The sequence below is a fragment of the Prauserella isguenensis genome, from assembly GCF_014191605.1.
Lineage (GTDB): Bacteria > Actinomycetota > Actinomycetes > Mycobacteriales > Pseudonocardiaceae > Prauserella > Prauserella isguenensis.
In genome coordinates, this window is the sequence record NZ_JACHWU010000001.1 from 1,588,514 (window position 1) to 1,600,978 (window position 12,465).

The 12,465-nt window shown below is 69.0% G+C and carries 10 protein-coding genes; 9 read left to right on the forward strand and 1 reads right to left on the reverse strand.

All coding sequences use genetic code 11. The features are described from left to right. Positions 1-5 precede the first annotated feature (5 nt). The 5 genes from FHS23_RS07395 to FHS23_RS07415 are packed head-to-tail and all read left to right on the forward strand — an operon-like array spanning position 6 to position 6,765. Positions 6-1,322, forward strand: coding sequence for an MFS transporter (locus FHS23_RS07395; protein ID WP_183649786.1), 1,317 nt, complete (start codon positions 6-8; stop codon positions 1,320-1,322). Beyond that, the gene (locus tag FHS23_RS07400; protein WP_183649789.1) at positions 1,315-3,000 is read left to right on the forward strand and encodes an IucA/IucC family protein; all 1,686 of its coding nucleotides are present in this window, start codon (positions 1,315-1,317) and stop codon (positions 2,998-3,000) included. The genes FHS23_RS07395 and FHS23_RS07400 overlap by 8 nt, the downstream gene beginning before the upstream one ends. Further along, positions 2,997-4,727, forward strand: coding sequence for an IucA/IucC family protein (locus FHS23_RS07405; RefSeq protein ID WP_183649793.1), 1,731 nt, complete (start codon positions 2,997-2,999; stop codon positions 4,725-4,727). Before FHS23_RS07400 ends, FHS23_RS07405 begins: the two co-directional genes overlap by 4 nt. After that, positions 4,727-5,497 (forward strand): HpcH/HpaI aldolase family protein, encoded by a 771-nt coding sequence (locus tag FHS23_RS07410; RefSeq protein WP_183649796.1) that lies wholly within the window; start codon positions 4,727-4,729, stop codon positions 5,495-5,497. Before FHS23_RS07405 ends, FHS23_RS07410 begins: the two co-directional genes overlap by 1 nt. Continuing rightward, positions 5,494-6,765: a type III PLP-dependent enzyme gene (locus tag FHS23_RS07415; protein ID WP_246381362.1), complete on the forward strand. Its 1,272-nt coding sequence runs from the start codon at positions 5,494-5,496 to the stop codon at positions 6,763-6,765. Before FHS23_RS07410 ends, FHS23_RS07415 begins: the two co-directional genes overlap by 4 nt. A gap of 186 nt (positions 6,766-6,951) precedes the next feature. Here FHS23_RS07415 and FHS23_RS07420 read toward each other — a convergent pair whose 3' ends face one another. After that, the gene (locus tag FHS23_RS07420; RefSeq protein ID WP_183649811.1) at positions 6,952-8,463 is read right to left on the reverse strand and encodes an SLC13 family permease; all 1,512 of its coding nucleotides are present in this window, start codon (positions 8,461-8,463) and stop codon (positions 6,952-6,954) included. 566 nt (positions 8,464-9,029) lie between these two features. Between FHS23_RS07420 and FHS23_RS07425 the strand changes: the two genes are divergently transcribed. The 4 genes from FHS23_RS07425 to FHS23_RS07440 all read left to right on the forward strand — a co-directional run bounded on the left by FHS23_RS07425 (position 9,030) and on the right by FHS23_RS07440 (position 12,440). Continuing rightward, a complete protein-coding gene (locus tag FHS23_RS07425; protein ID WP_183649814.1) occupies positions 9,030-9,299 on the forward strand; it encodes a metal-sensitive transcriptional regulator in 270 nt (89 codons plus the stop codon). Positions 9,300-9,526: 227 nt separating this feature from the next. Continuing rightward, positions 9,527-10,945: an MBL fold metallo-hydrolase gene (locus tag FHS23_RS07430; protein WP_183651109.1), complete on the forward strand. Its 1,419-nt coding sequence runs from the start codon at positions 9,527-9,529 to the stop codon at positions 10,943-10,945. A gap of 40 nt (positions 10,946-10,985) precedes the next feature. Next, positions 10,986-11,582, forward strand: coding sequence for a rhodanese-like domain-containing protein (locus FHS23_RS07435; RefSeq protein WP_425501089.1), 597 nt, complete (start codon positions 10,986-10,988; stop codon positions 11,580-11,582). A 75-nt stretch (positions 11,583-11,657) separates the two neighbouring features. Beyond that, positions 11,658-12,440 carry a sulfite exporter TauE/SafE family protein gene (locus FHS23_RS07440; protein WP_183651115.1) on the forward strand — a complete coding sequence of 261 codons (783 nt, stop codon included), beginning with the start codon at positions 11,658-11,660 and terminating at the stop codon, positions 12,438-12,440. The last annotated feature ends 25 nt before the right edge of the window (positions 12,441-12,465 follow it).

Consider the following 12,465-nt stretch of genomic DNA (forward strand, 5'->3'; position numbering starts at 1 on the left):
CAGTGATGACGCAGGCGAAACGAATGTTCGCGGTGCTCTGGCTCGGGCAGTTCGCGGCGACGGCAGGACTGACCGTCGTCGTTCCGCTGTTGCCGTTCTACCTGGCCGACCTCGGTACGCCATCCGGGGACATCGCACTGTGGACCGGGATCTCGCTGGCTGCCCCCGCGGTGACGCAGATGCTCACCGGTCCGCTGTGGGGAGCGGTGGGCGATCGCTACGGGCGCAAGGCCATGGTGGTGCGGGCGCACGCGGGCCTCGCGATCTCACTGGTGCTGATGGCCATGGCCACCACGCCCGCTGCCTTCGTCGCGTTCCGCCTGTTGCAGGGCGCGTGCGGCGGCGTGGTGAGCGCGACCGCCGCCTTCGCCGGAACGCTGGCCACCGGGCACCGGCGGGGCCGCGCTCTCGGCGGCCTGTTCGGCGCGACCGCGGCGGGTGCTCTACTGGGCCCGTTGGCGGGCGGCGTGCTGGCCGGTACGTGGGGATTCGGGCCGATCTTCGTGACCGTCGCGGCGCTACTCGTGTGCTCGAGTGTGGCCGCCGCGTGGCTGCTCATCGAACCCGAGCCGACACCCGAGCCGACACCCGAGAGCGACCCCGAGCGGGAGTCCGGCGCCGGATACACGGCCACGGGCTCGCAGGGCGGCGCCTCGTTGCGCCCGGCCCCGTTGCGCGCGGCCCCGTTGCGCGAGGCCGCCGGGATCCTCGTTGGCCGCGCCGACACGCGCAACGTGCTGCTGGCGGGGCTGGCAGGGCAGGCCGCGATCTATGCCCTCGTGGTCGTGTTCGCCCCGCAGGTGCAGCGCATCACCGGCTCCATGGCCGACGCCGCGGTGTGGGTCGGCATGCTGCAAGCGACGACCTGGGCGGCCTCCTGGGCGGGAGGTCCGTGGTGGGGCCGCTACAACGACCGCGCCTCCGCCCAGCGGGGGTTCGCGATCGCCGCCGCGTGCTGTGCGATCGCGACCGCCCTCCAGGTCGTGGTGACCTCGGTGGAGCTGTTGATCCCATTGCGTTTGGTGCAGGGGTTCTGCTTCGCCGCCTTCCTGCAGTCGGTGCTGCACGTGGCGAGTGGGCGAGTGCGGCAGCGGCTTTCCGGCACGGCGTTCGGCTTCTCCACCGGCGTACTCGATCTCGGTCAGGTCGTCGGACCGCTGTTCGGGGCGGCCATCGCGGTCACGCTCCCGCCGGTGGGCGCGTTCGGCGTCATCGGTGTCGTACTGGGCATCGCCGCCCTGCTGGCGGTGCGCAGTGCCGTGCAGCAGGGCGGCCACGATCCGACCCCCGTCGCCCCCGAACCGAGGAGTGCACATGTCTGATGCCTGCGCGCAGGCGGCGACCCGGCAGCGACTGGTCAACGCCTTCCTCCGTGAGCTCGGCCACGAGGTGGACGGGCCGGTGGTGCGCGTACCACTGCGGTCGATCGACGACACGCTCACGATCGAGCTCGCGCACGTCTCGCCGTTCGGCCACCACGTGCCCACCCCGGCGATAGGCCTCGACGGTCATCCCGGCGTGCTCGGCCACGATCAGCTCGTCGACATCCTGCTCGACGAGCTGGTGGCCCGGTACGGTGGCGCGGAGAACCGGGACGAGCTGGCACGGCAGATCGCCAACAGCACCGGGCACATCGCACGGTTCCTCGCCCGCGAGGAACCGGCCGGTGCGCGCGACGCGCGAGAACGCACGGCCGGGGACGGCCACGCCGAAGATCCCGGCGCGGGAGATCCAGGCGCCGGACGCGCCGGTTCCGGAGACTCCCGCTCACCAGGACTCCGCGCCCGGGAATTCACTCGGCGCGCGGAGCAGGCGCTGCTACGCGGGCATCCGTTCCATCCGACCCCGAAAAGCACGGAAGGCTTCGACGACCAGGACCTGCTCCGCTACGCGCCCGAGCTGGGCGGCGAGTTCCGGCTGCACTACTTCGCGGTCGATCCCGCGGTCGCGTGCTCGGACCACGTCGTCCCGGCCCGGGTGTTGCCGTCCGGAGTGGACGGACCTGACGGCCGACTGCTACTGCCGGCCCACCCGTGGCAGGCCGACTACCTCGTCAAACAGGCCGGTATGCAACGCCTGCTCGACCGCGGTGCCGTAGCGGCGTTGGGACCGCTCGGGCCGACGGTGTATCCGACGTCGTCGGTGCGGACGGTGTGCGATCCCGACTCGACCGTCGTGTGGAAACTGCCGCTGCACGTGCGGATCACGAACTTCGTGCGGAACAACCCTGCCGAGCACGTTCGCAGGGCGGCCGACGCCGGACGGCTGATCGCCGGACTGCGACACCGGTGGCCGGCGGAACTCGGCGTGCTCATCGAGACCGGGTATCGCATGTTGGAACCGGACGTCGCGGGTGAACTCGCGGCCGAGACCGCTGTGCTGTTCAGGGAGAATCCGTTCCCCGGAACGGAGTGGGCACCCAGGGTGGTTGCCGGGCTGCTGGAGCCGGGACGCGACGGGCAGGAGCCTGTGTTGCCGGCCCTGGTGCGGGAGTCGGGAGGCGACCCCGCCGCGTGGCTCCGCCAGTACGCGTCGATCTCGTTGCGACCGCTGCTGCACGCGTTCACCGTCGACGGGGTGAGCTTCGAGGCGCACGTCCAGAACTCGCTGGTGCACACCGACCACGGCTGGCCGACTCGCTTCTGGGTGCGAGACATGGAAGGCACCAGCGCGAGCGCGGACCGGGCCGACGTGGCGCCCGGCTCGCCGCTGCGCTACAGCGACGACGAAGCATGGCTCCGGCTGCGCTACCACCTTGTGACCAACCACTTCGGACATCTCGTCCACGTGCTGGGCATGCACACGGGTGTGGGGGAGGAGGAGCTCTGGGCGCAGCTGGCCGACTTCCTGCGCGATGACTGTCCCGGCCGTTACGCGGCCGATCTGCTGACCTCGCCGACTTTGCCGGCGAAGGCGAATCTGGTGAGTCGATTCCTCGAACGTGGGGAACGGCCGCTCTACGTCGAGGTGGGAAACCCGTTGCACGAGGTGAGGACGTGACCGTGGAGTTCGTCGAGCGCGCATTGACGGGGCCGGGCTTCGGCACCGTCCGGCGCAGGGTGCTGCGCCAGCTGCTGGAATCACTGATCTACGAGCAGGCGATCGAGGTCGAGGAGATCGGGCCCCGCCGCTACCGGGTGGCCGGCGATGAGGTGGCGTACGAGTTCACCGCGTTCCGCAGACACGGCTTCGCCAGGGTGGGCCTGGGGCGCGAGCCCGTGCTGCGCATCGCCGCTGCCACCGAGGAGGCCGAGTCGGCACTGCGATTCCTGCACGAGACACGTGACGCCGTCAAGGCGGATCCCGATTGCCTGGAGCGGTTCGCCCGCGAGCTGGCGCGCACCGAGTTCAACGACGCGCTGGCGCAGTTGGCCCGTGTCGAGCGTGGTGACGTGCTCGCCGAGTCCGGTTACGACCGGCTCGAGTGCGCCGTCACCGACGGCCACCGGTATCACCCGACCTACAAGTCCCGCATGGGTTTCGACAGCGAGGACAACCTGGCGTTCGGGCCGGAGTTCGCGCCTGGGGTGCGCCCGCTGTGGCTGGCGGCCCGACGGGGAATCGCCGAGGTGTCGAGCGTGGCCGACGTGGCCGAGTCGGCGTACCTGCGGGCTCAGCTCGGCGAGACCTACGACGAGTTCGTGCGGCGCGCCGACCCGGCGGAGTACACCTACCTTCCGGTGCACCCGTGGCAGTGGCGCGAAGTGGTCTCGGGTGCTTTCGCCGAGCAGCTCGCGTGCGGCGACATCGTGGTGCTCGGCGACGATCCCGACGAGTTCCTGCCGCAGCAGTCGATCCGCACGCTGTCGTGCGACGGCCGCCCTTACCTCAAGCTGGCACTGTCCATCGTCAACACCTCGACGCGCCGGGAACTCGCGCCGCACACCGTGGCCAACGCACCGCGGATCTCCGGGTGGCTGCGCGAGGTGGTCGACGGCGACCCGTTCCTGCGTGAGGAGTGCCGGCTCATCCTGCTCGGCGAGGTGATGGGGACGGCCGTCAGCACCGAGACCGCATCCGGCGACACCGAGGGCACGCTGTCGTGCATCTGGCGGGAGAACCTGCACGATCAGCTCGAGGCGGGCGAGCAGGCCGTGCCGTTCAACGGGCTGACCGCCTGCGAATCGGACGGCACTCCGTTGATCGATCGGTGGGTCCGGCGGCTCGGCGTGGCCGAGTGGCTCCGGCAGGTCGTGGACGTCAGCGTCCTGCCGGTGATCCATCTGCTGTGCAGGCACGGGATCGCGGTGGAATCACATGCGCAGAACATGGTGCTGGTGCATGCCGGCGGGGTGCCCACTCGGGTGGCACTCAAGGACTTCCACGACGGCGTGCGGTTCTCCCGCGCAGAACTGGCCGACCCGCGGCGGTGCCCGGAGCTGCGCGCGACCCCCGAGCACCACGGCAATCGCAACTCGTTCGTCGAGACCGACGACCTAGGCCTGGTCGCCGACTTCGTGCTCGACGCGTTCTTCTTCATCAACATCGGCGAGCTCGGTATCTTCCTCGCCGACGCCTACGCGTTCGACGAGCGGGAGTTCTGGGCGATCGTGCGCGAGCGTATCGGCGCCTACCGGCGACGTTTCCCCGAACTGGCGGAGCGCTTCGCGACCTTCGACGTGACCAAACCCCGCATCGACGTCGAGAAACTGACGAGCCGCAGGCTGCTTCCCGACACCGAGTTGCGGTTGCAGACCGTGCCGAACCCCCTGGCCGAGGAAGGCTGATGCTGACGACGAACACGCTCAAACGGAAGATCCGCGCCGGCGACGAGGTCTACGGGCTGTTCTGCGCCACACCGGAACCCGCCATGGTGGAGATGATCGGCTGCGCCGGCTACGACTTCGTCATCATCGACACCGAGCACACGCTGGTGGGTCCGCAGCAGGTCGAGAACATGATCCGGGCCGCCGAAGCGGTGGGTCTCACGCCGCTCGTGCGGGTCGCCGAGGGAGACACGGCGGGCATCCTCCGCGTGCTCGACGGCGGTGCGATGGGCGTCGTGGTGGCCCACGTCCGGAGCAGGTCCGATGTGGACGCCGCTGTCCGGGCCGCCAAGTACGCACCCGAGGGAATGCGCAGCCTGAACGGTGGCCGCGTGCCCGGATTCGGCAGCCTGGACCTCGCCGACTACGTCCGCAGGGCCAACGACGAGATCATGGTCGTCGCGATGATCGAGGACGCCGAAGGTGTCGACGACATAGCGCCGGTTCTCGACGGCGGTGGCATCGATCTCGTACTGGAGGGTGCCGCCGATCTGTCCCAGTCGTACGGTGTGCCGTGGCAGACCCGGCACGAGCGGGTGCGCGACGCGGTCCGCGAGGTCCACGGGGCGTGCGCCGAGCGCGGGGTGCCGTTCTGTGCCATTCCGCGCGAGCGCGATGATCACGAGGAGTGGTTGACCGCGGGTGTGCGCACGTTCGTGCTCGGCGAGGAACGCGGCATCGCGGCGCGGGCGCTGCGCGAGCACCTCGACGAGGCCAGGAGGCGGGGATGACCGGCACCGAAAGGAACGGAGCCGGAACGAACGGGGCCGGAATGGGCGAGCCGGGGTTCAGCGAGGCCGGGTTCAGCGAGGTGCTCGCCGGTCTCCTCACCGACCGGGTCGCCGGCGAGGACCCGGTGTGCCTGTACGGCTACGACCTGGACGTGCTCACTCGGCACGTGCGGGCCACCGTCGACGCGTTACCGGAACCGTTCCGCATGTTCTATGCGATGAAGGCCAACAGCGGACCGCAGATCCTGGAGGCGTTGGCACCGCACGTGGCGGGCTTCGAGGTCGCCTCGGGCGGTGAGGTGGCCAAGGCGCGTGCCGCCGACCCGGGTTCGACCGTGATCTTCGGCGGGCCCGCGAAGACGGAACGGGAGATCGCCGACGCGATCGGACACGGGGTCACGCGGTTGCATGCGGAGAGCGTGCTCGAGCTGTACCGGATATCCGAGGTCGCCACCCGGCTGGCCGCGCGTGTCGACGTGCTGCTGCGGGTGAACCTCACCGGGCCGTTCCCCTCGGCGACCCTGGCGATGGCGGGGCGCCCGACCCAGTTCGGCATCGACGAATCGGTGCTCGGCGAGGCCGTGGCCGCCGCGAAGCAGCTCCCGGGAATCCGGCCGGTCGGGTTCCATCTGCACTCGCTGTCGAACAACCTGTCCGCGGCCGCACATCTGGAGATGCTGGAGCTGTATCGCGGCAAGGTGCTCGAGTGGGAGTCGGAGTTCGGCATGCGGTGCGACGTGCTCAACGTCGGTGGCGGCATCGGCGTCAACTACGCCGATCTCGGGGCACAGTTCGAATGGGAGGGCTTCACCCGCGAGCTGAAGGGTTTCGCGGAGCGGTTGCCGCGGCATTGGGCCGAGGTCGACTTCGAATGCGGGCGTTACCTGACGGCGGCGTGCGGCTACTACGCCGTCGAGGTGCTGGACGTGAAGACGAATCACGGCACGCACTACGCGATCGTGCGGGGCGGCACGCACCACTTCCGGCTACCCGTGTCGTGGCAGCACGACCACCCGTTCACCGTGTTCGGCGTCGACGAGTGGAGCTCCCGCGCGCCGAGGCCCGAGGTGCGTGACGCTCCGGTCACCGTCGTCGGTGAACTGTGCACGCCGAAGGACGTCCTCGCACGAGACGTCCGGCTGTCCCGGGTGCGTGCGGGCGACGTGCTGGTGTTCCAGCACGCCGGGGCCTACGGCTGGGACATCTCCCACCACGACTTCCTGTCGCATCCCCATCCGGAGCACGTCTACTTCCGTGGAAGTCGGTAGCCGCGCCGCGATCAGTGTCCACCGCGCCGGGGCAGCGGTCGGCCTCGGCGGCAGCTCGAGGCCGGGCCGCGCCGGACTGTGTCCACACCGGGCCGGGAACACCCGGGGGTCCGCCGCCTGCGGGTGCGGGCCTCCCGGGTGTGTCACGCGAGCGAGTGCAGGGCCGGTCCTCCGGCCGGCCGCGGGCTACAACCCGATGCCCAGGATCCAGCCGCCCAGCGTGTAGACGGCCAACGTGACGAGTACGACGCCGATCACGTTCAACCAGACGCCGCCCTTGATCATCTGGCCGATGGTGACGTGCCCGGAACCGAACACGATCGCGTTCGGCGGGGTGGCGACCGGCAGCATGAATGCGCACGACGCGGCCAGAGCCGCAGGCACGACCAGCAGCATGACGTCCATGCCCAGGCCTGCTGCCACCGCGCCGAGGATCGGCACGAAGATGCTGGCCATCGCGGTGTTGCTCGTCAGCTCCGTCATGAACAGCACGATCACCACAGCGGCGGCGATGAACAGGATCGTCGGCAGCACGTCGAGGTTCGCGACCTGATCACCGAGCCAGCTCGCGAACCCGGTGTCCTCGAACTGTTTCGACAGCGCCAACCCGCCGCCGAACAGCAGGAGAATGCCCCACGGCAGTTGCTTGGCCGTGTCCCAGTCCATCGTTCGCACACCGCGGCGGACGGGCAGGATGAACAGCAACACCGACGCGATCATCGCGATCACGCTGTCGTCGGCGTACTCCAGCCAGGTGAGTGCGGCACCGCCCATGATCTCCTCGTCCGCGAGCAGCGGCAGGATGATCCAGGCGGCGGCCGCGCCGACGAACACGGCGAGGGCGTTCTTCTCGCCGCGCGACATCGGGCCGAGCTCCTCGAGCTGCTCGCGAATCAGGTCCCGGCCACCGGGCAGCTCGCTGAGCTTCGGCCGGAAGACGACCTTGGCGAGGATCAGCCACGCGAGGAACAGGAACACGACGGCGATCGGCAGGCCGAAGAGCATCCACTGGCCGAACCCGATCGAGATGCCCTGCTCGCTGAGATAGCCGACCAGCACGGCGTTCGGCGGTGTGCCGATGATCGTGCTCAGCGAGCCGATCGACGCGGCATAGGCGATGCCGAGCATCAACGCCGTGGCGAAGTTCGTGTCGCCCTTGCCGTTGCCCAACTGCAGCACCAGACCGAGTACGGACACACCCACAGGCAGCATCATCACGGCGGTCGCGGTGTTGCTGACCCACATGCTCAGGAACGCGGTCGCGATCATGAAACCCGCGATGAGCCGTACCGGGCTGGTGCCCACCAGCAGAACGGTGCGCAACGCGAACCGCTTGTGCAGGTCCCAGCGCTGCATGGCGAGCCCGATGATGAACCCGCCCATGAACAGGAAGATGATGTCGCTCGCGTACGGCGCGGTCACGTCGCCGACCTCGGCCACGCCGAACAGCGGGAACAGCACCAGCGGCAACAGGGCCGTCGCCGCGAGTGGGATCGCCTCCGTCACCCACCAGGTGGCCATCACGACAGCGATCGCGGCGGCCGCCTTGCCGTCCGCCGACAACGAGTTCGGCAGCAGGACGTACACCAGCGCCGCGAGCACCGGGCCGAGCGCCAACCCGATCCACCGTCGCGTGTTGCCGGAGCCGGCGTCCGCTTCGCCGACCGCGGTTCCCGATTCACTACCAGTCTGTGACATCGAACACCTTCCGCATCGGTCGGCAATCTACCGTGATCGGCAACCGTTGTGTCCAGTTCGGTGCCGGCGCGTTGTAGTCACCGCGACGAACTCGAGCGCCGCTCGACTCAGACCTCGCCGGCGACCTGGCGGCCAGCGTCGAGGCCGGTGGATAATGCAACCCTACGTAGGGCGTTGACGTGCACCCGGCGTGCGTGTCATGGGTACCGGGAGCCCCTCGCTTCTCGGAGGTCAGCGTCGATGATCGGCGGGTGGAAGTCCCCGCAATGAGACGGCACAGCGTGACGGTCCGCTGTGGACTCAATTGGCACCGGCGGGTGTCGGCACGGTCATTGTTCGTGTGCGCTGTGTAGTCCAAAGTCCTCCTGAATCCTGTCTCTTTGGTTTCTCGAGAGCGGGCGGCTACCTCGTTCCGAACGACGCGGTGGCGCCCGCCAAAGGTCGGGTGGCAACGCCGCCAGATATCCGCCCCTGATCTCGGCCGCCATTGCAGTGCCTTGACTGCCTCCATTTGGAATACCCCCGGGGGTATAGTACGCTGTGGCGAGAGAAGGGAGTTGATCCTCGTGGAGATGAAGCCGGAGATGGTGGGCGACGCTCTGACGCGGTTGCGCCGGGCCAGGGGGCAGTTGAGTGGCGTGATCGAAGCTATTGAGGAGGGGCACGACTGCGCCGAGGTGTTGACGCAGCTGGCAGCTGTTTCCCGTGCTCTGGATCGAGCGGGATTCAAGATCGTCGCCAGTGGTATGCGGCACTGCCAGCAGGCCCGCGATGATGGCGACGAACCGCCGATGACCGAACAGGAACTGGAGCGTTTGTTCCTCGCGCTCGCCTGAGCTGGACATGTCCGGGTGAGCCGGCAGGTCTGCGGCGCTTTGCGCCGGGCGTGATACCCCCCGGGGTTTATTGGGCTGGCCGGCGGGAACTTGGAGGTTGAAGAAGAGGCCTTCACCGCCGGGTGTCGTGGTATCCGAACGACCGGTGCGCGCTGGCTGTGCCAGCTGAGCGTCGGGGTGGATCGAAGCAGGACAAGAGATCGAAGGGGAGAGTGACAGTGACGACGATGAATACGGCGAAGGAGTACGAACCGCAGGCCGGTGGCTTGGCCGTCGAGGTGATCGAGACGTCCTCGCTGGGGGATCGCAGCTACCTCGCCACTGATGGTGAGATAGCCGTGGTCGTCGACCCGCAGCGGGATATCGATCGCGTGATCGCGGTCGCCGGGCGGCTCGGCGTCCAGATCGTGCTGGTGTTGGAAACGCATGTGCACAACGACTACGTGTCCGGTGGCCTCGAACTGGCCCGGCTGACCGGGGCGGACTACGGGCTGGCCGCCGCCGACGAAGTGCCGTTCGACCGGCGACCGCTGTCGGACGGCGAGGTCGTGGAAGTCTCGGCGCGGATGCGGGTGCGGGCGGTCGCTACTCCGGGGCACACGTTCCACCACCTCTCCTATGTACTGGAAGGCGAGTACGGGCCGGTGGGCGTGTTCACCGGTGGATCGCTGTTGTTCGGTACGACCGGGCGCACCGATCTGCTGGGGCAGCAGCACAGTGAGGATCTGGCGCGCCACCAGCACGCTTCGGCGCAGCGGCTTGCGGAGAACCTGCCTGACGGTGCGCAGATCTGGCCGACCCACGGATTCGGCAGCTTCTGCTCGGCCACCCAGGCCTCGGGCGACTCGGCAACCCTGGGTGAGCAGAAGCGCATCAACCCGGCGCTGACACTGTCGGAGGGCGAATTCGTCGAACAGACTCTCTCCGGGCTGGACGCCTATCCGGCGTACTACGCGCACATGGGTGTGCAGAACACCAGCGGACCGGAGCCGCTGGATCTGCGCGAGCCGGTCCGTGCCGAACCGGAGGAGCTGCGGCGTCGCCTGGAGCACGGCGAGTGGGTCGTCGATCTGCGGTCTCGCAAGGCCTACGTCATCTCGCATCTCGCCGGGACCGTCAGTCTCGGACTCGACGGACCGATGGCGACCTGGCTCGGCTGGATGATCGACTGGGGCGCCCCGATCACGCTGCTGGGCGAGTCACGCGAGCAGGTCGGCCAGGCTCAGCGTGAGCTGGCCCGCATCGGCATCGACAAGTTCGCCGCGGCAGCTGTCGGCACTCCGAAGGAGTTGGCAGCCGATGCTGGTCAGTTGCGCAGCACTCCGGCCGCGACCTTCGGTGATCTGGCCGCGGCGCTGGGTGGTAATTCCCAGGGACTTCCGGCGCCGGATGTGGTGTTGGACGTCCGGACCAATAACGAGTTCGGCGCTCGGCACGTCACCGGTGCCGTGCACGTCCCGCTCTACGAGCTCAAGGACCGCCTCGGCGAGGTTCCCGCCGGTGCGGTCTGGGTGCACTGCGGAAGCGGTTACCGCGCCACCGCCGCGGCGTCGCTGCTCGAAACCGCGGGCCGCACGGTCGTACTCATCGACGACATGTTCGACGCCGCCGCCCAGGCCGACGTGCCGTTAACAGACGGAACCTGACAGCACCCATCACCGAAACGATTGCGAAGGTATCTCACGAGTGTCCCAAGCATTGCCGAAGACCGTGGACACCACGCAGGTCCGCGAGTTGCGGAAGGTCGATCCCCAGGTCCGGCTGATCGACGTGCGCGCGCCCGGGGAGTTCGCTTCGTCGCACATCCCGGGCTCCTACAACGTCCCCCTCGACCTGTTGCGGGAACACCGCGAGGAACTCACCGCCCGACACGGTGACCCGGTGGTGCTCGTGTGCGCCTCGGGAGGGCGCGCCGAGCAGGCACGCGGCCTGCTGGAGAACGCCGGGCTGGAGCGGCTCAGCGTACTGCGTGGCGGCATCACCGGCTGGCAGCAGCAGGGAGGTGAGCTCAACCGGGGACGCGGTACCTGGGCCATGGAGCGACAGGTCCGGCTGGTTGCCGGGTTGCTCGTGCTCACGGGCGTGGTGGCGAGCATCGCCTACGAACCTCTCAAGTGGATCGCCGGGTTCGTCGGTGCCGGTTTGACGTTCGCGGCGGTGAGCAACACGTGCGCGATGTCCCGCGTGCTCGGACTGCTGCCGCACAATCGCACGGACCGCACCGAGGACCGGGCGCTGATCGAAGCCCTCACCGGTCGCAACGCCGCTGAAGGTCGAGGCTGAGTACTGGTGTGCCCACGACTTCGCACACCGCGCGGGCGGTTGCCGACCGGCTCGGTGGGCGGCTAGGTGTTCCCGTTGCTGTTGGCCGCGGTGTTCGGTGCCGGCATCGGATTGGCGCTGGGACTGCTCGGTGCCGGTGGTTCGATCCTCGCGGTGCCGGCGTTGGTCTACGGCGTCGGACTGCCCTGGGAGACCGCGGTCCCGACGTCGCTGGTGGTGGTCGCACTGTCCTCACTGGGAGCGGTGCTGCCACGCGAGCGTCGGACTGCGGTGCGGTGGCCGGTCGCGTTGGTCTTCGGTGCGGCCGGTGTCCCAGCCGCGTTCGGGGGCACCGCCCTCGGGAAGCTGCTGCCACAACGCTGGCTGCTGGTGGCCTTCGCCGCGCTCATGATCGTCGTCGCTGTGCGCATGCTGCGTGGCGGTGAGAGCCAGGGTGGTGCCTGCCGCACGGTGCAGGGCGCGATCAACTGGCGCACCTGCCTTCCCAAATCGGTGTTCACGGGTGCGTCCGTCGGGGTGTTGACGGGATTGTTCGGTGTCGGCGGAGGCTTCGTCGTCGTACCGGCGCTCACGCTGTTGCTGGGCCTGGGTGCCCAGCAGGCGATCGCCACGTCGCTCGTGGTGGTTCTGATCAACTCGGTGGCCGGGTTCACCGCGCACGCGGGTACGGCCGGTGACATCGACTACCGGATTCTGCTGCTGTTCGCCGGTGCGGCGCTGGTCGTGTCCGTCGTGGCCGCACGGTGGTCGGCGAAGCTGGACGCCTCCACGGTTCGCCGCTGGTTCGCCGTCGTCGTGCTGGCCGTGGCGGTGTTCGTTGCCACGGCCGCCGTCGTCAACCCGTCGGCCGTGGGATGACGGCAGGCGGCGCCGATGTCACGAG

Coding starts and splice junctions, on each gene's coding strand:
- FHS23_RS07395 (WP_183649786.1), top strand. CDS start 6: ATGACGCAGGCGAAACGAATGTTCGCGGTGCTCTGGCTCGGGCAGTTC.
- FHS23_RS07400 (WP_183649789.1), top strand. CDS start 1,315: ATGTCTGATGCCTGCGCGCAGGCGGCGACCCGGCAGCGACTGGTCAAC.
- FHS23_RS07410 (WP_183649796.1), top strand. CDS start 4,727: ATGCTGACGACGAACACGCTCAAACGGAAGATCCGCGCCGGCGACGAG.
- FHS23_RS07415 (WP_246381362.1), top strand. CDS start 5,494: ATGACCGGCACCGAAAGGAACGGAGCCGGAACGAACGGGGCCGGAATG.
- FHS23_RS07420 (WP_183649811.1), bottom strand. CDS start 8,463: ATGTCACAGACTGGTAGTGAATCGGGAACCGCGGTCGGCGAAGCGGAC.
- FHS23_RS07430 (WP_183651109.1), top strand. CDS start 9,527: ATGAATACGGCGAAGGAGTACGAACCGCAGGCCGGTGGCTTGGCCGTC.